Consider the following 25,563-nt stretch of genomic DNA (forward strand, 5'->3'; position numbering starts at 1 on the left):
CTAACAAGAATAAAATCAAATGGAGCCAAGCGGACTCGAACCGCTGGCCCCCTGCATGCCATGCAGGTGCTCTACCAGCTGAGCTATGGCCCCACAACCAGTTTTCCAGTATACCAATCATTTGATTGAGCTTCACCTGTCCAAGCGTCAAAGTTGTAATACTTTGCCCGCTTCTGTCATAAATAGTTCTGCACAATAATCTACGGACGATTGATTGAGAAAAGGTACTGGCTAACAGGGAAGATGAAAGGAGCCAAATTCTACGCAAAACATCTTTGATTGTTTAATTTCGAATGATGGAGTATACGAGGCATTAAGTATGGCAAACTAGAAAAGCTTCTAATAACTCACAGGATCGATGATGTTTTACAAAATGAACCCTTTGCAATACCAATCTTAACATCTATCAAATTTACACAACAAAAATCTCCAGATATATAAACATTAATTAGAAAATTACTCGATTTAATTTACGAAAAAAAGTATCTTTAGCCAAAGCTTACAAGACTGCTATTGAAACTAGTGAAAGCTAAATTTAAACAAGAACTATAGTGGATGGATTGGGCATTAAGAAGTTTTTGAATAAACTAACATTGTCAGAATAATAAGGCCATATTAAAAACACTATAAAAATATCTTTTCTAATGAAATAATTTCAGATAAAGAGCCTATCAATAATAATTTTAGAAAAGGAATAATTTTAAAAATATTCCAAACTAAAGATTTTTTTAGTTAAAAAAAGCCAATAAATGAAGTAATATGAATAAACTAAATTAAAATATTGCATCTATTTATATATTATTTTTCTTATCAATCCTCTCTCATAAAAGATTACGGATTGAATATTATTCATTCCAATACTTTCCAGCATGAACGTACAAACGATTTTTTAAAAAATATTTAAGAAAATACCAAAAACATTAAAGTTAGTAGAAATCTCTAGTTTTTTTATTGCTTCGAAATTTAAAATTAATTTAACAAAAGAAATAAAGATTTCCTAAAAAATCTAGTTTCCTATTAATCTAGATTGTATCTTTAAAAAAAACTAGAAAACAATGAAAGAAATAACAGACGGAGAAAATAAACAAAAATTAAAGTTCGATGATTCTGAATATTTTCTTGATGATCTTCCTAAAGAAGCAAAGCAAATAGTAATGGGCTTGAGAACAGCCGATGCTCAAACAAAGATGTATGAAGATACTCTTAAATTAATAGCTTTAGGCAAAAACAAAATGGTCCAAGATCTAAAAATGATTTTGGATAAAATAGAACCAATTCAGAATGGCTGAAATTTGCAAATTACCATTTTTAGATACAAAATTTTCCTTAAGCGATTTGCAAAATCTGGAAAAGAAAGGTTTTTTTAGATCTATATTTATAGAGCTTTTAAAAGCAGATAAGGTAAAAAATATTATCCCAAATGAACTTCAAATTAATCAAACTAAAGAAGAATTATACTTAAAGTATAATATTCAGCAAATAAAAAATAAAAAAAATAATGAATTTCTTATCCATAATTTAAACAAAGAAATATATAAATTAGCTAGTTTGAAAAAATTATCTCTTGATAAATTTTCTAGTAAAGCCAAGAAAATCTTCGAAATAAGAAAGGAATATAGCTATGATCGATATTTTTATTCGCTCTTAAGGAACAAAAATAAAAGTCAAATTTATGAGTTTTACTATCAAATTGAATCAAAAGAATCGAGTATTAATGATTTATCAAAAGAACATAGCTCAGGATCTGAGAAAACAAAGCTAGGTATTATTGGACCAGTAAATTTGATAAATCTTAATTCAGAAATCGCAGAAATTCTAAAAATTTCAAAGGATTCAATAATTAATGATCCAATCGAAATAGGTAATGAATGGTATCTAATACAAAGAGAAAATTTTGTTCCAGCAATATATAGTGAATATTATGAAAATCAAATATGCATGGAGTTATTAGAGAAAGAAATAGAAAAAGAATATGAAAAAGAATATTTAAATTTAATGAAAAATAAATTAAATTTATGAATATGGATAAAGATAGTTACTTTAAAAATTTAGATCTTGATAAGGAGATAATTAAAATAATTGAAAAAGATATTTTTTTAGAGAATTATTCAGTAGGTGAAGAAATATTCAATCCTGAAATCACAATTAATAAAGTTTCAATTATTTTATCTGGAAGTATTAGACAAATAAAAAGAGATTCTACAAATAATACCAATATTTATAAATATGTTAAAAATGATTTTTTATTTATTCCTGAATTGATTTATAAACTTAAAAATTCTTTTTACTATATAGCAGCAAATGACTTGCAGTTAATATCTATTGAAAAGGAAAAATTTTTAAATTTATTAAAGGAAAATAATGAATTTCGTAAATGGATAAATAATCAAATCTTCAAAAATGAGAAAATTTCAATTTTAAATAAATTATTAAAGGAGGAATTTAATAACAATTTTGATAAAGAACAACTTCTTAATAATCTTTCAGAAAATATAGACCTTGTTAATGAGAAAATTTTGAAAAATATTCAGGATAAAAAGATTGATTCAAAAAATTTTGAAATTATTTCAATTTCTAAATCAATTCACTTTGATTACCTTGAAAAAATAAATTTCGAGAAGATATTAGGTTTAGATTTTTCAGAACTAGAAAGATTAGTAATTATTAATAATAAATTCAAGAAATTTAAAATTCATAAAAATAAAATTCCCAAAGTAGATAAAATTTCTCAAATGGTTGAAGAATCTATAGATGAATCAAAAAAAGAATTACATTATGCAGATATAAATATTAAAAAAAATGTTTGCAATAGGAAAGATAATGTTATTGAATGTTTTAGGATTTTAAGTAAGTTAATTGATATTAATTATCGAGTTGATCCAATAAGCAATTATTTAGATTTTCTTGATAAGAATAAAAAGAAATATACTTTTAGGAATTACGCAGAAATTGCTTATGGATTAGGTTTAGAGGTATCTTGTGGAGAACTTAGCATATCGCAAGTACTTAAGGTTAAAACGCCTTCATTAATAATTTATAAAAATGATTTAGCTTTAGTAGTTAATGCAGACAGAGAAAAACTGACTCTAATTTACCCTGCAGATGGATTGATTACTTTGTATAAAAATGATTTAGAGAAAATATATGAGGGAAATATTAACATCATAAATATTTCAAAAAATCGTTTAACTCAAGAAAACAAATTCTCAATAAGTTGGTTTATTCCAATTTTAAAAGAATATAAAAATACTTTATTCCAAATTTTAATTTCAGGATTAGTTGTACAAATATTTATATTGTCGAATCCATTATTAATTCAAGTAATAATTGATAAGGTTATATCGCAAAGAAGTCTAGATACACTACAAGTATTAGGATTCGCACTATTAGTAATTACAGTTATTGAAGCAGTATTATCAAGTATAAAATCTTTTATCCTTTCAGAAACTACTAATAGAATAGATCAAAAATTAGGAATTAAAATAATTGATCATTTATTTAGATTACCTCTTGAATATTATGACAAAAGATCTATAGGAGAATTATCTAATAGGGTAGGTGAACTTGAGAAAATTAGGAACTTTTTGACTAGTCAAGGTATTAATACTTTTTTAGATGCGTCATTTTCTTTATTTTATATTTTCGTACTATTTTTATATAGCGGTAAGCTTACATTAATAGCTTTAAGTGTTATCCCAATTCAGATTTTAATTACATACTATGGATCGCCACTTTTTAAAAAACAATATCGGAAAGCAGCTATTAATAATGCAAATACTCAAAGTTATTTAGTAGAAGTGCTATCTGGTATCCAAACGGTAAAAACACAAAATGCAGAAACCTCAAGTCGCTGGAGATGGCAGAATTACTATTCAAAATTTATTAAGAGTACATACCAAAAAACGATTACAGCTGTTTCATTAAATCAACTTACTCAATCTCTGCAAAAAATTTCTCAATTAATAGTTTTATGGTATGGAGCAATAATGGTTTTAAACGGTGAATTTACTCTTGGTCAACTAATTGCATTTAGAATCATTTCTGGATATGTAACACAACCAATTTTAAGGTTGAGCACTATATGGCAACAGTACCAGGAAATAAAAATTAGTTTTGAAAGATTGGGAGATATTGTTAATACTCCAAAAGAAAATGAATCAAAAGATTTAGGAAAAATTCAACTGCCAAGTGTTGAGGGGAATATTTTATTTGATAATGTATCATTTAAATTTATTGGCGACTCCAAAACAACTCTGAATAAAATCAACTGTCAAATTGATAAAAATTCTTTTGTTGGAATTGTTGGTAAAAGTGGAAGTGGTAAAAGTACATTTTGTAAATTAATTTCTAGGCTTTATGTACCTAATGAGGGGTCTATTTTAATTGATAAATACGATATCCAAAAGGTAGAAATAAGTTCAATTAGAAGGCAATTAGGGATAGTTAGTCAAGACCCTTTACTTTTCGCTGGAACAATAAGAGATAATATATGTTTTGGTGATGAAAGTTTTTCTGATAAGGAGATTGTAGAAGCATCAAAAATATGTTGCGCCCATGAATTTATTATGGAACTTCCATTGGGATACAATACAAAAATTTCTGAGAAAGGAAGTTCATTAAGTGGGGGACAACGTCAGAGAATTGCATTAGTAAGAGCATTATTAAAAAAACCAAAAATAATTATCTTAGATGAAGCAACAAGTGCTTTAGATATAGAAACTGAACAACTATTTGTTAAAAATCTATTAAATAAATTTAAAAATTCAACAATAATAATTATTACGCATAGATTATCTAACGTTATAAATGCAGATAAAATTCTTGTTTTTGAAAAAGGTGACTTATCTGAACAAGGAGATCATGAATCACTTCTTAAAAACAAATCAGTATATTATTCACTCTTAAATAATGAGGAAAAATAATTGAATAAATTATTTAAAAATTTAAAAGATAAAGTTGATTCTTTTTATTCAACTGAAGGAACAGATTTGGATAAAGATATATTCATTAATAGTGATCAAAGATTACTTAAAGTTGCTAGCTCAATAATTGTTTTAACAAGTTTTCTTGGAATAGGATGGCTAGCACTAGCAAAAACAGATGAAATAATAATCGTACCTGGAAAAATTATTCCAATTGGAAAAGTAAAAGAAATTAAAATGCCTATGTCAGGTGTTATAGAAAAAATAGAAATTAAAGAAGGTGATCTTGTATATGAAAAACAAGTTTTAATGAGAATTGAAAGTGATACAAATTCTAATTTATCTACTACTTTAGAAAATTCAATAAAAATAAAAAAACAGCAAATTGAGTCATTAAATTCTCAAATATTAAACACACAAGAAATATACAATAAAAATAAAAATATTCTTAAAGATAAGATTGATATTTATCAGAATATTACTGATAAATATCAAACTCTACTAGATGAAGGTGCAATCTCTGAGTTGAACTTTCTTGAACAAAAGACAAAATTACAATCTCTAAAGTCAGACTTACTTCAATATGAAATGGATTGGGCTACTAAAAGTAAATCTCAAGAACTACAAATGCAAGAGTTAAAAAATTCATTAAATCAATTGAAAGGAGAATTAGAAGAAAATGATCTTAATTTAGGGAAGAAAAGTATTAATTCGCCAGTTAATGGTTACATTTTCGATTTAAAGCCAGTCGCATCAGGATATTCAGCCCAGATGACTGAAACTATTGTAAAAATTGTTCCCATGGGAGATCTAATTGCATATTTAGAAATCCCAAGTTCTGATATCGGATTTGTAAAAGAAGGAATGGATGTGGAAATTAGTATTGATTCATATCCCTCAACAGATTTTGGAATAATAGAAGGCACTATAACTAGTATTGGCACCGATGCACTTGAACCTGATCCAAGTGAACAAAGGAATCAATTTGTTTATCCAGCGCGGATTGAGCTTAAGAGTCAAAAACTAAAATTAAGGAGAGGAAAACAATTAGATTTAAAAGTTGGAATGTCTTTACAAGGAAATATAAAACTTAGAAAAGTATCTTATCTGCAATTGCTATTTACTAACTTTAAAGATAAGACAAAATCTATACAAGAACTTTAAGCTTATTTAAATTAAAGTTTTTTTGTAAGAATGTTTTTAAAAAATAAATAAAAAATAAATAAAAAATAAATTATAAATGGTTATTTAAATAATTTTAAAATTCTTACTATTTGAGCTTTTAGAAAAAATTCCTTATTCTGCTAAGGAATACTTGTTAAATAATACTCTTGATCTGAATCTAAAACAATCTCTCAGGTTTATTTATTCTGCTTTTAAAAAAAGCAATTTCTAAATAATAATTACCAAATATTTGAATATTTTCTTTGCATTCTTTACAAGAATTGTCATAAAAAATACATTAAAAATTGCTGCATCTTGAAAAATATATACTACGAGACTAAATTAAAACTATAAAAATTAGCTTTTATTAAAAAATTAGATAATTGTTTCTAAAGAAGTTTCATTATGAATTTTTTAGTAGTTGGTACAATAAGAAATTGTCAAAGAAAAATTTTTCAAACAATAAAATGTTTAGATAAGGCTCTATATTTTGCGAATAAAATTGAATATTTTTTTGTTGAATCTGATAGTAATGATAAAACTCTAAATAGCCTAGAAAAACTTTCAAAGCAGAAAAAAAACTTTCGTTATGAATCTTTTGGCAAATTAAGAACGAAATTACCAATTCATACACAAAGATTAGCTTTATGTAGAAATAGATGTTTAGAGGAATTGAAAAGTAAAAAAAATTGTTGGGTAGACTATTTAATTGTTGTTGATACAGATGGTGTTTGCCGCAATATAAATAGTCAAGTAATTAAAAAATGCATTTCAGAAGACGGATGGTCTGCTCAGACAGCGAATGTAAAAGGATCATATTATGATATTTGGGCACTACGTCATAATATTTGGTCTCCGAATGATTGCTGGCAAGCAACTAAAGAAGAATTAAATATTGGATTCAGTAGGTTTGAATCGGAATCAAGAAATGTATATTCAAGGATGATTAAAATAAATTCCTCAAAAAAAATTATCCCTGTAGATTCTGCTTTCGGGGGGTTAGCTATTTATAGAAAATCGAGTATACCTGATAATGCAAAATACATAGGCTTGAGTAGAAATGGTGAAAAAATTTGTGAGCATGTATCTTTTCACAATTCAATCAAGCAAAATCAAGGATCAATTTTTATTAATCCAAAATTAATAATAGGACCAAGTCCTTATGGCCATACTAAATATTCAGGAATTTTAGGATTAAATAGATTTTGGGCGAGATGCTTTACAGACTCACTAATAGATTTTTTAAAGAATATTTTTAAAATTGTCAAAAAGCATAACTAAAACCAATATTTAATGATGGTTGAAATTCTGAATACTTATCAATTTTATTCTGAGTTTTCTTAACCCAATCATCTACTCTTGTTTGTACATAAGAGGGAAGATTGTAATCTGTGTTTGTGAAATTTTCTAGTGATCCTGGATCTATATATTGAATACCAACCGAGAAATTTGTTTTGAAATTAGGAGTATTTTTGTATTGATAGCCAATGCTGACAGTAGGAATGATGTGTACTTTATCTGGATTAGTTTGAATAGTCAGAATCCCACAAGCACTACAAGTAACTTGAACATTACCATCAGTATATGTTTCTTTTGTTAGATCTATATCATGAGATAATTTAAAAGTGGAAATATCGGTATTAGCTTGCAAATAAAAATTCGATCTTGATTCTTTAGGTAACAAATAACGCTGATATAACATCCCAATTCCAAAATATTCTGCTTTTACATTTCTACCATCAACATATATATTTTTATGAGTAAAAAAATCTTCAGGCAAATAATTTATTCTTATCCCAAGTTTATTTTTTGTAATTGAATTTTTTAAAAAATCTAAATAGATTCCTTTTTCTGATAGACCCGTTCCAATTTCTTCAAAATCTTTTTCTTTGAAACTTTTTTCTTCTTTTCTTTTTCTGTTGATATTTTATCTTTAACATTACGTTCTTGATCAACTTCTCTTATCTCTTCTTTTAATTCCTCTATCCAATCTTTACCTTCATTTTCCTGCTCAATAGCTTTTATCTCTCCCTTTATTTCTTCTATCCAATCTTTACCTTTATTTTCCTGCTCAATAGCTTTTATCTTCTCATTTGCTAAGACCATATTATCTGTACTAAGAATTGCTGAAAAAAAAATTAATTTAAACAGTAACAAAGTATATTTTCCCATACTAGATTTCTAGTAAGATAACTAATATTATCATTATAAATAAAGACTATTTAGATGTCTTTCGGTACAGTTTCAAATTTATACGTAATTGGGAGATATTTATATAAACCTTTTTTTAATGAGAACTTTAGAAATTCTGATGTCTTCAATGACTTCATTGAAGAACAAAGTTTTACAAGAGAAATAAGTTCTGGAGCTATAGATTTATCAGCTTTCACCGATGTATCAGAAACTTATACCGTTACAGATTTAATTTTTAAACTCAATCCAAGAAATTCATCTGATATTGATATTGAACTGAAATATAGCGGTTCTGTTGTTTTTACTAAAACTAATTCTTCTGATAGTCATTACACCAGTTTCTCTACCACAGGTTTAACTCCCACGATAAAGATAACTGATACGAGAAATGGTGGAAATTCTGTACTAACAAATTTATTTACATTTAGTCAGATAAATATCTCTGGAACAGGTTATTTTGAGACTGTTAATGACGTAATAAATATAGGATTAGGGACCGATGACGTAAATCTAAGATACGATACTTTAGATATTGACTATACAAATGCATCTAATGAAGCGATAGGAATAGATTTTAATTCTCAATCTGTAGATAACTATATAGTCACAAAAACTGTAAACGGAACATTAGTAGAGACAAGTAGTATCGGTGTTGATAATGGTGAAGCTTCTTTCTCTATTTCTGGTACAACAGAGGGTGGAAATACATTAAGTATTTCTCAAGATGCAGCAGATCCTGATGGAACAGGGGCCTTAAGTTATAGCTGGCAAATATCAAGTGATAATAGTACCTGGAGCGAGGTAGGAACATCTTCTACTTATGCGATAGCAGATAGTGATCAAGGTAAAAAGATTAGAGCAGTTATCAGCTATACAGATAACGAAGGCCATAGTGAACAAATAACAACGGTTTCAAAAGATATCTTTTTTACGGTTGCAGACAACACAACTGAAGGAATTACCGCATCAGGAGGAAGCGGAAATGATCTTTTAATTGGTTCTCGCAATAATGACACCCTAAAAGGATTAGATGGGAACGATGAAATTTACGGTGGTGATGGTGACGACAATATTGAAGGAGGATATGGTGATGACACAATTTACGGGGGAGGAGGGAATGATACTCTTTACGGCAATGAAGGTACTGACGCAATTTATGGAGGAGATGGGAATGACCAGATTTATGCAGGGAGTAGTGGTGGCGCTGAGACCAGCAATACTAATGAACAGTTAATTGATGCTGGATCCGGTGATGACCGGATGTATATAAGGAGTGGTAGTAAAAACGTAAAAATACTTGCGGGAGATGGAGATGATCATATAGATGGTGATTTTAGATATCTTGATGCTGGTTCTGGAGATGACTTTATAGAGATTTATAGCTATGGCTATCAAGTTGATTATTTTGATGGTGGGACTGGAACCGACGAATTAATGATTATCCCTGTCGGGAACAACTCAGGGACAGGAAGTAGCACGTGGGGATATGCAATAAAAAACGTTGAAAAAATAACTTTTAGGGATAGTTACTATGCGAATCTAGGAGATCAAGCTGCGGGAGATGGAGAAGGTATAGAGGTTGATGCCTCGACTAGAGAGAATTCATCAGACGGAACATTTACTGTTGGCTCAACATTTGAAGGAGATATAACTTTTAAAGGATCTGCTGGAGTAGATATTGTAACCCTTGGAAAAGGAGATGATGTCCTAACTTTAGGAAGCGGAGACGATATCGTTTACTCCGGATTAGGAAGCAATACTATCGATGGTGGGGAAGGAACTGACATTGTTACTATAACTGGGAATGAGGCGCAATATACCGAAACAACTTCAGGTCTCTACACAATTTTTACTAAGAATGATTCTCTTGAGATAACTAAGATTATCAATGTAGAAACAGTCAAATTCCAGGATAATTCCACAAAGTCAATCCCCGTTCCAGATCAAACTCTTAATGGAGATGCGGACAATAATGAAATTTCCGGAGCAGGTGGGGATGATTCTATAAATGGTTACGGAGGAAATGACACCCTAAAAGGATTAGATGGGAACGATGAAATTTACGGTGGTGATGGTGACGACAATATTGAAGGAGGATATGGTGATGACACAATTTACGGGGGAGGAGGGAATGATACTCTTTACGGCAATGAAGGTACTGACGCAATTTATGGAGGAGATGGGAATGACCAGATTTATGCAGGGAGTAGTGGTGGCGCTGAGACCAGCAATACTAATGAACAGTTAATTGATGCTGGATCCGGTGATGACCGGATGTATATAAGGAGTGGTAGTAAAAACGTAAAAATACTTGCGGGAGATGGAGATGATCATATAGATGGTGATTTTAGATATCTTGATGCTGGTTCTGGAGATGACTTTATAGAGATTTATAGCTATGGCTATCAAGTTGATTATTTTGATGGTGGGACTGGAACCGACGAATTAATGATTATCCCTGTCGGGAACAACTCAGGGACAGGAAGTAGCACGTGGGGATATGCAATAAAAAACGTTGAAAAAATAACTTTTAGGGATAGTTACTATGCGAATCTAGGAGATCAAGCTGCGGGAGATGGAGAAGGTATAGAGGTTGATGCCTCGACTAGAGAGAATTCATCAGACGGAACATTTACTGTTGGCTCAACATTTGAAGGAGATATAACTTTTAAAGGATCTGCTGGAGTAGATATTGTAACCCTTGGAAAAGGAGATGATGTCCTAACTTTAGGAAGCGGAGACGATATCGTTTACTCCGGATTAGGAAGCAATACTATCGATGGTGGGGAAGGAACTGACATTGTTACTATAACTGGGAATGAGGCGCAATATACCGAAACAACTTCAGGTCTCTACACAATTTTTACTAAGAATGATTCTCTTGAGATAACTAAGATTATCAATGTAGAAACAGTCAAATTCCAGGATAATTCCACAAAGTCAATCCCCGTTCCAGATCAAACTCTTAATGGAGATGCGGACAATAATGAAATTTCCGGAGCAGGTGGGGATGATTCTATAAATGGTTACGGAGGAAATGACACCCTAAAAGGATTAGATGGGAACGATGAAATTTACGGTGGTGATGGTGACGACAATATTGAAGGAGGATATGGTGATGACACAATTTACGGGGGAGGAGGGAATGATACTCTTTACGGCAATGAAGGTACTGACGCAATTTATGGAGGAGATGGGAATGACCAGATTTATGCAGGGAGTAGTGGTGGCGCTGAGACCAGCAATACTAATGAACAGTTAATTGATGCTGGATCCGGTGATGACCGGATGTATATAAGGAGTGGTAGTAAAAACGTAAAAATACTTGCGGGAGATGGAGATGATCATATAGATGGTGATTTTAGATATCTTGATGCTGGTTCTGGAGATGACTTTATAGAGATTTATAGCTATGGCTATCAAGTTGATTATTTTGATGGTGGGACTGGAACCGACGAATTAATGATTATCCCTGTCGGGAACAACTCAGGGACAGGAAGTAGCACGTGGGGATATGCAATAAAAAACGTTGAAAAAATAACTTTTAGGGATAGTTACTATGCGAATCTAGGAGATCAAGCTGCGGGAGATGGAGAAGGTATAGAGGTTGATGCCTCGACTAGAGAGAATTCATCAGACGGAACATTTACTGTTGGCTCAACATTTGAAGGAGATATAACTTTTAAAGGATCTGCTGGAGTAGATATTGTAACCCTTGGAAAAGGAGATGATGTCCTAACTTTAGGAAGCGGAGACGATATCGTTTACTCCGGATTAGGAAGCAATACTATCGATGGTGGGGAAGGGGAAGATACTGTTATTTATTCAGGGACCAAAGATAGTTATACGATTCAATATGAAGTTAGTAATTTATTTGAGACAATATCAGTCTCAAAAGATTCAAATAAGGACCTTTTAACAAGTATTAAAACAATTTCGTTTAGTGATGCAGATGTTCAATTAGAAGTTACTGGCAGAACTATTAAAGATAGCGGTCAGGGAATATTTGCTCCAATTTCTGGTGATCCAATTATTGGCGGGACTATTACTGCAGGTGCCATTACAGATGATCCAGATGGTGTAAATTCTAATCCCAATATTTTCTATCAATGGCAGGAAGCTTCTTATACCTCCAATACCTGGACTGATATCAGTGGGGCAAACTCCAGCACTTATTCCCCTCAGTCCGGAGATAGTAATAAGACCTTAAGAGTAAAAGCTACATATTCAGATGGAACTGGTATTAGAAGTTCTGTTTATTCAGATCCTGTCAATATATATAGTCAACCTCTACCAAATGTTTCCTTTAATCAGGTTGCCAGTGATAACACAATTAATAATGCAGAAAAAGTTTCTGGAGTTAACCTCACAGGTCAAGATGATGGACGAGAAGTTACTATTACCTTTGCCGGGATAACAAGAAAAGCAACTTCTTCTGGTGGAACTTGGAGTTACACACTTACAGATGGTGATTGGAAGAATTTAGTCAATGGAACCAATATCTTTACAGCTACTTTCTCTAAAGAAGGTGAGCAGATATTAGAGAAATCTCAGTCAGTAAATATTGCCTCAGATATTACTCTCACGCAAAGTTCTCAATCTATTGATAGAACTCAGCCAAAGGGATTATCAATTGCATCACAGAGTTTCCTAGATGATGACGGTAAATTACTTGACTATGACCAGGATGGAGAGGCAGATGTTTATCAACCAGATATTGCAATACTTCCTTGGACAACTGCAGAGCAATTTAATTTAGGATCTGACGCTGATCAGACAAATATTGCTGCGATCAAGGTTCAGTCAACTTATTCATTAAAAGGGATAGAAGTTTTTGACGCTAATAATTCCCAGTATTCAATTCCACTTTCAAATGGCACGAGTTATACGGTTTCTGTAGATTCTCAATATCAGACAACATATGATCCTATTGCCTTTAATATCTCTGGATTAGAACCTGGCAGCACTATTAATGCAGATATCTATTTACCTTCTTCCTTCAGCAGTGCAAATACTTATCTAAGATATAACTATATTTATAACGACTTCAGGCCATATGTAGGTTCAAATGGTAATGCTTTATATAGCTTCGATACCAGTGATCCTAATAATAAAAAAGTAACTTTAACCCTTACTGACGGTGATCCTCATTGGGATGGTGATGGAACCAAAAATGGAAGGATCGTTGATCCTGGTATGCCGGTTAATGTTACTGATACTGGCGATGCATCATTTTCTATATCTGGCAATCTTCAGGTAGGTCATACACTTACTGTCAATCAAGATAGTGCTGATCCTGACGGTTCAGGCACTGATAGTCGAATTAGTTACAGCTGGCAAAGATCAATAAATACAACTGAATGGGAAGAAGTAGGAACTCAATCTAGTTATACGATCACTTCGAATGAAGTAGGTAAAAAAATAAGGACTGTTTTAAGTTATCAAGATGGCAATAACAATAACGAATCAATAATCGTTGATCCTGGTATGCCGGTTACTGATACAAATCCAACATTAACTACTTCTGAGATTTCAAATGATGGAAGTAAATTAATCCTTACCTTTAGCGAGAATATATACTTAGCTCCAGGAGCTACTTTTTCGGCGTTACAAGTAACAGTAGATGGAACAACTAATAATCCAGTTACGGCAGTAAATACTGCTAATGCTGAATTACAAGCAACCTTATCGGACAAAATTCTTTATGGCCAACAAATAACTCTTGATTACTCACATAGCACCCAAACGGTTCAAGATTCAACTGGCAATTACTTAAGCAGCGTCACCTCTCAAAGCGTTACAAATAATTCAAATGTAATTGGCTATATAAATGGAGCAACTTATGAAGGTGATTTTCATGTAATGGATGGCGTAGTTGATGGCGGCATGAAAATGACGGGGGCGAGTCATGGTGCTGGAACGGATCAAATAATATATTCAACTGTTGAAGAAAGCATGTCAGGAACTGGTGGAACTGGTGGAACTGGTAGAACTGGTGAAACTGGTGGAACTGGTGGAACTGGTGGAACTGGTGGAACTGGTGGAACTGGTGGAACTGGTGGAACTGGTGGAACTGGATATGACTGGTGGCAAAGGGATACAGGTAGCACTGAAAATATATCGGGAGATGCGGTGCCTTCTTCTGATAGTGGGGCAGCTGCAGCTGGATATGACTGGTGGAAAATGGATTATGAAACAGAAGAGACTGCAGATATTAATGATTTAGTACAGGTCAGAAGAGGAGAAAAGGGTGATGCTGTTTATACGAACAATGTTCAAAATGACTATGAAAAAAAGACTTATATCTTAAAAGACAACGACACATCTAATGATCCAATTTTAATTACGGAATCATTTGGAGGAGCGGCATATTTGAATAACTCATGGATAGATGGAAGTAGAAAAGTTTATGCGGTAGAGGAACTTTCATCTGGCGGGTATATTATCGCAATCAAAGAAATAATTAACTATGGGGAGGGAACAAGTTGGCAGACTATAGAAACAAGTGCAACAGGTGTCCTTGACTGGAATAATTCCAATTACACAGAAGATATTGCTAGTAAAGAGGCTTTATTCAATGAAGATTTAAATAATGATGGAGCTATTGGAATCGATACAAGTAATTTAACTTTAAAAACTACGGATAATTCTGGAGAAAAACTTGCGGTAAATAATAATAATTCACTTTTTATATTATCTTCTTCTGGTGCTTATATTCCAGTAGTTGAGGAATGGAGTGGCAATGAAATTGTCTTAGATGATCAATCTTGGGATGGATCTTATAAAAGAGAAGCTCTTTATGTTGGCTTAGATAATAAAGGAACTAGCAATGACACATCTGATGATAGATATTCTTTGGCGGTAAAGGAAACACTTACAAATAATTGGGGAGGACAAACTCATGATGAAGAACAATGGATTGTTTATGAAGTTAAAACAGATGGCTCATTTGACTGGATGGGAACATGGGGAGCAGAGATTGCAGACTATGAAAAAATATTTGATCAGGATATTAATGGTGATGGTCATATTGGAGTTGATTTAAATAATTTAGAAGATATTTCTACAGATACTTATGGTGTTGACCTAAAAAGAGGTTCTGGTTCTTTATACATAGTTGATGGTAATAATGATCCAATAAAAATAAAAGATGACTATGGAATGAATCCTTCACTGGAGCATTCAAGTACCTGGGATGGCGGTTCATATAGTTCTATTGGTTATGCAGCAGAAAAAAAATCAGATGGGTCTTTCACTCTTGTTATTAAATTCACAGAAACCTTTGATAATGATTTCTTTACTGGAGGAGCCTCAGGAAATGCCAATAATAGAGAGGCAATGACTGCTTATGAAGTCCACTCTATTAGTTCTTCTGGGGTTCTTAGTTGGGAGAATGCATCCTTTACTACATCAATAGGAAGTTACGAACCAATTCTTGGTCAAGACATTGATGGTGATGGTCATATTGGAGTTGATCTTGAAAGCTTAACTGACATTACAACAGATACTGTTTCTCATCGATTAAAAATAGATTCGGCTGGAAGTTTATACATTTGGGACGGATCTGATACTTCAACGATGATTGCAGTAAAAGATGCAATGGGTGGAAATCCCTCAATGAAGAGCTCTTTTGGAGATCCGGGCTCAGATTTCAGTTACTCTATGGATCCCATAGCTGTTGCGAAAATAGATGATTATTATCGCATAGCTATTAAACATACAGATACTTACAAATTTGATGGGGAAAATAATATAAATATAAACTGGGAAATATACAAAATTAAATCAGATGGAGAAATTGACTGGTCGGGTCAAATCTGGACAGAATCAATAACTAGTTGGGAAGATGAGTTTGATTTAGATCTTAATGGAGATGGAGATAAATCTGGTCAGGTTTCATTAACTAATAGAAATACAGATACAACTGGAGCGATACTTGCAAGTGAAGGAGCAAATGGCGCTTTATATATAGTTGATGGCAATACTCAAATCGCTATTAACGATAGTTGGATAGAGTCCTCTTCGAATTGGGGAGATGGAAGTTACTCATCAATAGCTATAGCCGTATCTGAGGTAAATAATAATGGAACTTCTGGAGATACCTCAGATGATTACTATCAAGTAGCTGTCAAAAATGCAAATACCTGGACTGACTGGCAAACTGGTCAGAAAACGACTTCAGAGGATTGGCAAGTTTATGCTATTTATGCATCTGGTAGCAATGCTGGAAATAATAATTGGGAGAAAACAGTATGGACCCAATCCATTCAAAGTTATGAGACTACATTCCAGCAGGATCTTGATGGGGATGGAACAACAGGATTAAATTTAAGTAATCTAACTACTGCTTCTGGCGATACAAATGGCTGGCTATTAAAGAAAGATTCTAAAAATTCACTATATATAAGTGATAGTAATGGCGAGAATATTAAAGCAATAAAGGATGATTATGGCGGGACACCTAACTTTGATTATTCTTCTAACTGGGGGTCTGGATCGAGTAGTTCAGAAGCTGTAGCGGCAGAAATAAATTTAGATGGGGAATCATTTTCTATTGCAATTAAGCATACAAATAATTTTGGAACTGAATCCAATACAGACTGGGAGATTCTTACAGTAAGTAATTCTGGTGTACTTGACTGGAGTAAAAGTATCTGGACTCAGTCAATTCAACCTTATGAGAAAGCATTCGGAGAGGATTTTGATAACGATGGAAGTCAGGGATTAAATCTAGGTAATTTATCCTCTGTTGATACTGATACATATAGCGATGTCTTAAAAAAAGACTCTAATGGTAATTTCTTTATTCTTACAGAAGCAGGAGAGCATATTGCAATAACAGAATCATGGGGAGGTTCTGCTCAATTTGATTATTCTTCACAATGGGAAGGTGGTTCCTGGTCTAGTAAAGCTGTTGCAGTAGAAGATGTTACTTATACAAATTTCTCTGGTAATTCTGTAGATGGATATGTTATTGCAATTAAAAATTCTGGTTCTTACGGATCTGATCAATTCACTGATTGGGAGCTTAGATATACTGATGGCAAAGGGATTATTGATTGGAATAATAGTATTTGGACTCAATCTATAAAAAGCAAAGAATCACTATTTGGTAATGATGCATCACAAGCTGACCTTGATGGTGATGGTGCTTTTGGTTTATCTGCAGATGCCTTAAATTCAGTAAGTACTGATACTACTGGAGATTTACTTAAAAAAGATGATGGTAATGCTTTATATATTATTGACAACAAAGATACTGCAGATACTTCTGATGACGTAACTATCGCCATTACAGATCAATGGGGTAGCACTCCAACCTTTGACTGGAGTGATTCTGGAGGCTCTGGTGATTACGCATGGGCATATTCATCAGCGGCATATGCCGTTGAATCATTTGATGATAGTGGTACTAAAAAATTCTTACTCGCAATAAAAAGTTCAGATACTTGGGCTGGACAGCAAAATACTTTCTGGGAAACTTATGTAATTAAAGAATCTTCATCTGGTGCGGGAGATTGGTCATTGGATTGGAGTAGTGGAACTTGGTCAAAAGCTATTGGGAAGAAAGAGTCTGTTTTTGGGCAGGACATCGATGGTGATGGTGCCACCTACGATGCAAGTAAAGTCACAACTACAGCTGTTAGCACCGATACAAGTACTACCGCCAATACAGCAGTTACATTAACAAAAGATGCTCAGGGTGGCCTTTACATAACAAAAGGATCAACTAATGTTTTGATAATTGATTCTAATGATGCCGCAGTCGCCTTCGACTGGACTGATACCTGGGCCGGAGAGACAAGAACTTCTGCAGCATATGCGGTAGAAGGAATTGATAGTGATTCTGATAATACTATTGATAAATATAAACTTGCTGTCAAGCATGAATTAAAAAATAACAATTCAAATGCCATAACAACACAATGGCAGACGATTGAAATATCTACTGCTGGTGTCGTTAATTGGAATACAGAAACATTTGGAGAAGCAAAATTACATGAAGCAGATATCAATCAAGATTTAGATGGAGATGGGAAAATATGGTCTGCAACAAGTGAGGTTCTTACATCAGTTTCTTCTGATACAAAAGGAGCTTTAGCTTATTTAGATTCTTCTAAAAATTTATTTATTGCATCTGGATCTGGTCAAACAAAAAATGCAGTATTAGATTTTTCTGGAGGTCTAATTTCATTTGATGAGACATATAAAGTTGGAGATTTTACTGATAAAAGAGAAGTCCTTGCAGTTGAATCAGCAACAGTTTCAAGCACTGATTACTACAAAGTTCTAATTAAAAACACAACCACCTCTGGGTCTGACACCACTACAGCTTATGAAACGGTAAATATAAAACAATCAACAATGATTGTTGATTGGGGAACGTTCTCTTATTACGATGATCCTAAAAAACTAGAATCAGCATTCCAAATTGATATTGATGGCGACGGAACGATAACAACAATTAGTTCAAGTAGTACAACAGCAATTGCCACTGATACAACAGGAGCGCAGCTTAGACAAACAAGTGATGGAAGTCTTTTCATTAAAGATAGTGATTCTACTATCCAAATAACATCTCCAGATGGTGGTTATGTTGATCTCAATTTCACAGATACTTTTACTGAAGGATCCTTTAAATCAGAAGCTATTGCAGTACAGAAAGTTGGTAATGATTACAAATTAGTTGTTAAAGAAACTGCCTCATTTGAATCTAATACTGATATCTCATATTTGGTTTATAAATTAAGTTCTGCAGGATTAATTGATTGGGGTGATGTTACTTACAGAACCACCGCAGAACTTAATGAATCAGAGTTTGGACAGGATATTACAGGTGATGGAAATATCAGTAATGGATCAACTTCATCGGCATCTGATACTTTCGCTGATGCTGTAACAACATCTAATACGGATGCAAAGGTTATTGAGCAGTTTTCTAATACAGCTCAATCAGATATCTATTCAATATCTAATTCTGACTCTTCATCATCTGATTCCAAAATTGAGATGTTTGTCAAAGGTGTTGATGGTAGCGCCAAAACAGATTACACAATGGATGTTTCTATCATTCAAGAAGCAAGCGCTGCTGTTATAGGAAAAGTTGCAGCAGATACTGGTGGATCTTCTTCGAATATTAAAGCTTTAACTGGTGTTATGGACTTTAATGTCACCATCCCAGATGCGAGTAATTATGGAAAGATTGTTTCCTTATCTTGGGTCCTCCCCGACGATACTAGAAATCCTGTTTACTACAAAAAAGATCCTGCAACAGGTGAATATTTTGATTTTCAATTTAATTCAGAGACTGGCGAAGGTGCAAAATGGGATGATTCGACAAAAACATTAACGGTATATGTTCGTGATAATGGAAAATATGATGCGGATACAACTTTAGGAAAGGTCCGTGACCCTGGAATGATTGGGGATTCTGGAGATTCAAGCGATACAACAGCAGCAAACATAACAGGACCTTCTGGAAGTGCAGGAGATGCTACGAGTGCAAAATCTATTACAGAAAACACCACAACTGTTCATACATTTACTGCTAATGAAACTGTCAGTTGGAGTTTGAATGGAGGAGCAGATGCATCTAAATTCTCGATTGATTCTTCAACTGGAGCTTTAAGTTTCCTTGCCGCTCCAGATTATGAAAATCCAACTGATAATGGTTTAAATAATGAATATATTGTTGTCGTTAGAGCCACTGATAATGGAAGCAATACTTCTGATCAAACAGTAAGCGTAACAGTAACTGATGTTGATGATACAAATCCATTAATTACTGGTAATACAGGAAGTGCAGGAGCAGCTACAAGTACAAAAACAGTAAGTGAAAACCAAACAACTGTTCATACATTTACTGCAGATGAAACTGTTACCTGGTCATTAAATGGAGGAGCAGATGCATCCAAATTCGCAATTAATTCTTCTACGGGAGCATTAAGTTTTAGCAGCGCGCCAGATTTTGAAAATCCAACTGACGCCAACAGCGGGAATGATTATGTTGTCATTGTTAGAGCAACTGATAGTCAGGGAAATATTTCCAATCAAACGGTTACTGTTACTGTTTCTAATATTATCGAAGCTGGAGAATCAGGAAGTACTACTTTCTCTAAATCAATAAATGAAAATGCAACTACCGTTCACACATTTACTGCAGATGAAACTGTTACCTGGTCATTAAATGGAGGAGCAGATGCATCCAAATTCGCAATTAATTCTTCTACGGGAGCATTAAGTTTTAGCAGCGCGCCAGATTTTGAAAATCCCACCGATACCAATACCGATAATGATTATGTAGTTGTAGTTAGATCAACTAATTCTTCAAGTAGCACTGTTGATCAGACAACCACCATTACTGTTCTTGATGTAGATGAAACTCCAGCTCAAATAACTGGATCATCAGGAAGTCCAGGCGCTGCTACTAGTGCAAAATCTATACAAGAAAATGTTACTGGTGTTCATGGTTTCACTGCTAATGAAACTGTTACTTGGTCTTTAAATGGGGGCGCTGATGCCTCTTTATTCGAAATTAATTCTTCATCAGGGACGCTTTCATTTAAGGCCGCACCTGATTATGAAAATCCTACGGATAGCGACTCTGATAATAACTATGTTGTAGTAGTTAGAGCTACAGATGCTCAAAATAATACATCTAATCAAACTCATACAGTCACAATTACTGATATTGGTGAGAAAACTAATGCTTTGGACAAGTTTTATAAACTTTCATATAAAAAGACTGATAACACTCTAATCACTCCATTATTTAGTCCCACTTTTGGAACTATCAACGGTGCTTTAACTCTTAATCGTTTATCTAATGCTCCTACAATTTCTAATAAACCTTCCGGACTTTCAATAGGTCAAACTGGTATTAATTTTGAATTGTTATTAGGAAATGCTGCACTTAATAGTAAAGGTAAAACTACAACAGACTTAGATCCACTCTTAGATGGACTTACAACAACAGGTAAGAATGTTGCATATTTCTCTTATACAGATTCTGGAGATGGGTCTGCTCCCACAGCTACAACTCTTACTTTTGACCCAACAAAAAAAGCAGGCGCAAGATTTTATGATTTAAGTGGAGATGGAAATGCCGATACCGTTAATTTAGAGTTAGTTGATGGGGGTTATGGAGATAAAGACGGTATTAAAAATGGAACAATTCTTGATCCATCTACTGCTGGTGTTGTTGATCTCACTCCAAAATTTACAAGATCTACTAGTGGTCAAGCCTTAATTGTTGCTGACGCAGATGATACTACCTCTCCTGCTGCTTTTAATTTAAGTATAAGTATTAGCGGTAATGCTGGTACTGTAAATCAGATTGGATATGTGGCACTCAACTCAAATGAAAGTGATACTTTAACTTATGATTTGATTAAAAATAGAGGTTCAATATTACTTTCAAATGTAGAAAATTCAGATACGCCTAATCTCTCTTCAATGGATTTAAGTGCAGATATAAGTCTAATAAATACTCAAAAGTTGGTTTTCTTTGAAATCGTAGATACAACACTTGAATCTCTTCTCGTAAATAATACTAATTTGGACGGTTTTGGCTCTAGTTTTAATATCCTCAACCTTAGTGACATTACAACAAATTCAGCGGGTGATCCACTTGTAATGGCTAATGCTTCTAATGAAGGGAACACAATTGCCATATCTTTACAACAAGGATTTTCTGGCGTAAACGATTTGATTTCAAGTGATTTAGGATTCAACCCAATATTAGATTTCACAGGATTTGCCGGATTAAGTTTGGAGGGTTCTGTTTCCGTTGCCAGAGAAGCCATGTACGGAAGCACCGTTGGATTTTATAAAATCCAAAATGGTAACGGAGCAGTTATAGACCCAACAACTGGGGATTTAATTACTCCCGATGAAACTGGTTATAAAGATGCAGCGTTGCATTCAACTAATTTATTTTCCTCTCTTGGCAGTCTATCTACTAGCGATGGAGACACTGTAACAAGTTCAATCACATCATTCTCTGACTCAGAGATGATTGCTCCTTATGCCTCTGTTCATGAAACAGGTCAAACTTATTTCTCTTTTACTGAAGCCAATGCTGATGGGATTTCTCATTTTAGAGAATTTGGTAATGGAGTTATAGGTTTGGAAGATTTATATGGTGGTGGCGATAATGACTTTGATGATTTGATCTTTGGATTTGATCTTAAATTAACTGTTTAATTTAAAGCTTATTTCCTACTAAAGATATTATGAAATCCTTTTTAAAATCTTTAACTTCATTATAAAAATATATATTTTCAAATTGACTAAATTTATTTGAATAGTCTCAATTATCTCTTACTATAAATAAAGTTTTTACAAGATGAATTTGAAGAACAAGATAAAAAAAATTAAACGTTCTTCAAAGAAAAATAATGTTGATATTTTTTCTTTTACTAAATTCACTAGAACTTTAAAGGATGTATATAAAATTTCAATAATGAGATCTTTAATGAATCAACTGATTGAAAAAATCTATTTTAAAGGAAGGATAGTAGATATAGGTGGCGGAAAAAACTCTAATTATTCATGCATCATTAGATGTGATAACTATACCTCAATTAATATTGATAAAAAAATAAATCCTGATATTTTGGTTGATATTAATGAAAAATTCCCCTTAGAAGACGATCAATTTGATCAATGCCTACTATTTAATGTTTTAGAACATGTTTATGACTGGGATTTTCTTTTTGCAGAGATAAAAAGAGTTTTAAAAAATGATTCTTTTATACATATAATTATTCCTTTTATTTATCCAATTCATGGTTCTCCAAACGATTATATTAGAGTAACAAGTGATTATATTAAAAATTTTCTTAGAAAAAATTCATTTAAAAATATAACTACTTCTCCTATCTCTTATGGGCCATTTACAAACTCGCAACTGATAGGTTATCGCCACAAAATAATAAATGGACCTTGCTCGCAATTTGCGGTAATTCTAGATAAAGCTTTTCATAAATGTTTTAAAGAAAAATACTTTAGATACAATACAACTAATCCACTTTTCTATTATGTAAAAGCTAATTTAAAAAAATAATAAATAAATTACATTTTCTTTAAATATGTTAAAAATTATATAAAAATGAATATTAAATTAATAAACACTACTATTAAATTCTCATGATGAACAAATGATATTAAAGATTAATAAGCTTATTGAAAATAGCAATTTAGTAAATTTCTTTTATGAAAATAGGGTCTTTCAATCAAAAGACAATTTAAAGAGATCAGCAATTTTTCTAGATCGAGATGGAGTAATTATTAAGGACAAACACTTTATTTCTAATGGTAAAGATGTTGAATTGGAATATGGGGTGCCTAGTCTTTTTAAATTATCAAATACTCTAAATATCCCAATAATTATAATTACAAATCAATCTGGCATTTCAAGAGGATTTTTTACGTGGGAGGATTATATGGATGTTACGAAAGCAATGTTAAATAAAGTTAAAGTAAGTAATACATTAATTGCTATTTACGCTAATGGATTAGGTCCGAATGCACCATCTTTTTCATGGAGGAAGCCTAGTCCTAATATGATTCTCAATGCATCTTTAACTCTTGATATTGACTTAAAAAAATCATTAATTATTGGGGATAGATTGTCAGATTTAATTGCAGGATTGGATGCAGGAATTTCAACTCTTATACACATAAAAACTGGACATGGTTTAAAAGAAAGAGACAAAGTAAAAGAATACTTCAATATTATAAATCCACAAAATAATTTAGAGCCTATTTTTATTGATAATTTCTCAAATAAATCATTAAAAATTATTGAAAACATTCTGAAAGACAATTGCTTAATGTAGGATTATTGAATGCCTTTATAAAATAAAATCTTTATTTTTTTAAATTATAGAATTTAAATTCTTTTATTAAAATTATTTACTTAAATTATTTTTAAAAAATGAAAAATGAATATAAGGCTTTATTACTATCTGCAGGTCTTGGTACAAGATTAAGACCTCTTACAAATGATATTCCAAAGTGTTTAGTAGAAATAAATAACAAGCCAATTTTACATATGTGGCTTGATAAACTTCAAAATTTAGAAATTAATTCAGTACTTATCAATACGCACTATCTTGCGAACAAAGTGTATGAATCAATCCAAAGGTGGAATAGCAAAAATCTTAAGGTTTATACTATTTATGAAAAAGAACTTATTGGAACGGCAGGAACATTAATTAATAATCTCAGCTTTTTTAAAGGTTCAAAAGGTTTAATTTTGCATGCAGATAATGTCACAGATGATGATTTAAAGGAGTTAATCAAAGCTCACAAAAATAGGCCCTCTAAAGCATTAATTACTATGCTTACTTTCGAAACAGAAAATCCCGAGCAATGTGGAGTAATAGAATTAGATAATAATAATTTAGTAAAAGGTTTTTATGAAAAAATATCAAATCCTCCTACAAAATTAGCAAATGGAGCAATTTATGCTTTTGATGAAGATTTTATAGAATACTTATCAAATTTTAATCTTGAGCATGGTGATATAAGTTTAGATATTATACCTAAAATTAATGGTAGGATATTTACTTATAAAACTAACTCAAATTTCATTGATATTGGCACTCATACTAATTTGAAGAAGGCTAGAGAATTATGGAAATAAAGTCCAAAGAAAATAATAATTTTACAAACTTTGCAAATATTTATTTGAAGAATTTAAATAATGTATTTGATGAAAATATTTTGGAAAGAATACAAGATTTGTCTAGAGAGTTAAAGAGTTGTTGGGTTAATTCAAAAAACGTATTTATTTGCGGTAATGGAGGAAGTGCAGGAAATGCGATGCACATAGCTAATGACTTTCACTATGGAATTGGTTATTCGAAAAGTGATACAGGTAAAAAGTCTACTATTCCTGGTCTTAGAATGATTGCTTTACCTTCCAATCCGAGCATAATTACATGCCTAGGGAATGATATCGGTTACGAAAATATTTATTCACATCAACTAGAAGTTCTTGGTAATGCTGGGGACATTCTTATAATCTTGTCTGGTAGCGGAAATTCCCAAAATGTTATAAATGCAATTTTAACAGCAAAAAAAATAGGAATTAAAACATATGCAATTGTTGGATTTGATGGTGGCAAATGTAAAGAAATTGCAGATAAAAATATTCATTTTAAAATTAAAGACATGCAAATAGCTGAAGATACTCAGTTAATACTTTTTCATATTTGTATGCAATGGATTTCTAAAACAAGGGCCTAAGAAATATAATAAAAAAAGTTTTCAAAAC

General features: G+C 32.3%; 12 protein-coding genes and 1 tRNA gene. 10 read left to right on the forward strand and 3 right to left on the reverse strand.

Annotation, left to right across the window (positions count from 1 at the left end; all coding sequences use genetic code 11):
- Positions 1-20: 20 nt before the first annotated feature.
- Positions 21-93, reverse strand: a tRNA-Ala gene (locus A9601_RS15860).
- Between the two features lie 962 nt (positions 94-1,055).
- Here A9601_RS15860 and A9601_RS15865 point away from each other — a divergent pair.
- The 5 genes from A9601_RS15865 to A9601_RS15885 all read left to right on the forward strand — a co-directional run bounded on the left by A9601_RS15865 (position 1,056) and on the right by A9601_RS15885 (position 7,367).
- The gene (locus tag A9601_RS15865) at positions 1,056-1,289 is read left to right on the forward strand and encodes a DUF6447 family protein (RefSeq protein WP_011818849.1); all 234 of its coding nucleotides are present in this window, start codon (positions 1,056-1,058) and stop codon (positions 1,287-1,289) included.
- The gene (locus A9601_RS15870) at positions 1,282-2,019 is read left to right on the forward strand and encodes a hypothetical protein (protein WP_011818850.1); all 738 of its coding nucleotides are present in this window, start codon (positions 1,282-1,284) and stop codon (positions 2,017-2,019) included. Before A9601_RS15865 ends, A9601_RS15870 begins: the two co-directional genes overlap by 8 nt.
- Positions 2,020-2,021: 2 nt before the next feature.
- A complete protein-coding gene (locus A9601_RS15875) occupies positions 2,022-4,922 on the forward strand; it encodes an ABC transporter transmembrane domain-containing protein (RefSeq protein ID WP_167315828.1) in 2,901 nt (966 codons plus the stop codon).
- The gene (locus A9601_RS15880; protein ID WP_011818852.1) at positions 4,923-6,086 is read left to right on the forward strand and encodes an HlyD family secretion protein; all 1,164 of its coding nucleotides are present in this window, start codon (positions 4,923-4,925) and stop codon (positions 6,084-6,086) included. It begins immediately after the preceding gene.
- A 405-nt stretch (positions 6,087-6,491) separates the two neighbouring features.
- Positions 6,492-7,367 carry a hypothetical protein gene (locus tag A9601_RS15885; protein WP_011818853.1) on the forward strand — a complete coding sequence of 292 codons (876 nt, stop codon included), beginning with the start codon at positions 6,492-6,494 and terminating at the stop codon, positions 7,365-7,367.
- On the opposite strand, the gene A9601_RS15890 is transcribed toward A9601_RS15885, so the two are convergent.
- Together A9601_RS15890 and A9601_RS15895 are read right to left on the reverse strand one after the other, a co-directional pair.
- Positions 7,351-7,866, reverse strand: a complete 516-nt coding sequence (locus A9601_RS15890) for a hypothetical protein (RefSeq protein ID WP_041484560.1) — start codon at positions 7,864-7,866, stop codon at positions 7,351-7,353. The two genes, A9601_RS15885 and A9601_RS15890, sit on opposite strands and share 17 nt — an antisense overlap.
- A gap of 53 nt (positions 7,867-7,919) precedes the next feature.
- Positions 7,920-8,258: a hypothetical protein gene (locus A9601_RS15895; RefSeq protein ID WP_011818855.1), complete on the reverse strand. Its 339-nt coding sequence runs from the start codon at positions 8,256-8,258 to the stop codon at positions 7,920-7,922.
- Positions 8,259-8,312: 54 nt separating this feature from the next.
- Between A9601_RS15895 and A9601_RS15900 the strand changes: the two genes are divergently transcribed.
- The 5 genes from A9601_RS15900 (at position 8,313) to A9601_RS15920 (ending at position 25,535) form a co-directional block, all read left to right on the forward strand.
- Positions 8,313-22,484 carry a choice-of-anchor U domain-containing protein gene (locus A9601_RS15900; protein WP_011818856.1) on the forward strand — a complete coding sequence of 4,724 codons (14,172 nt, stop codon included), beginning with the start codon at positions 8,313-8,315 and terminating at the stop codon, positions 22,482-22,484.
- Positions 22,485-22,626: 142 nt separating this feature from the next.
- The gene (locus tag A9601_RS15905) at positions 22,627-23,346 is read left to right on the forward strand and encodes a methyltransferase domain-containing protein (protein ID WP_011818858.1); all 720 of its coding nucleotides are present in this window, start codon (positions 22,627-22,629) and stop codon (positions 23,344-23,346) included.
- A gap of 94 nt (positions 23,347-23,440) precedes the next feature.
- On the forward strand, positions 23,441-24,121 hold the full coding sequence (locus A9601_RS15910) for an HAD-IIIA family hydrolase (protein WP_011818859.1): 681 nt from the start codon (positions 23,441-23,443) through the stop codon (positions 24,119-24,121).
- A 98-nt stretch (positions 24,122-24,219) separates the two neighbouring features.
- On the forward strand, positions 24,220-24,930 hold the full coding sequence (locus A9601_RS15915; RefSeq protein ID WP_011818860.1) for a nucleotidyltransferase family protein: 711 nt from the start codon (positions 24,220-24,222) through the stop codon (positions 24,928-24,930).
- A complete protein-coding gene (locus A9601_RS15920) occupies positions 24,921-25,535 on the forward strand; it encodes an SIS domain-containing protein (RefSeq protein WP_011818861.1) in 615 nt (204 codons plus the stop codon). Before A9601_RS15915 ends, A9601_RS15920 begins: the two co-directional genes overlap by 10 nt.
- The last annotated feature ends 28 nt before the right edge of the window (positions 25,536-25,563 follow it).

Source organism: Prochlorococcus marinus str. AS9601, from assembly GCF_000015645.1.
Lineage (GTDB): Bacteria > Cyanobacteriota > Cyanobacteriia > PCC-6307 > Cyanobiaceae > Prochlorococcus_A > Prochlorococcus_A marinus_O.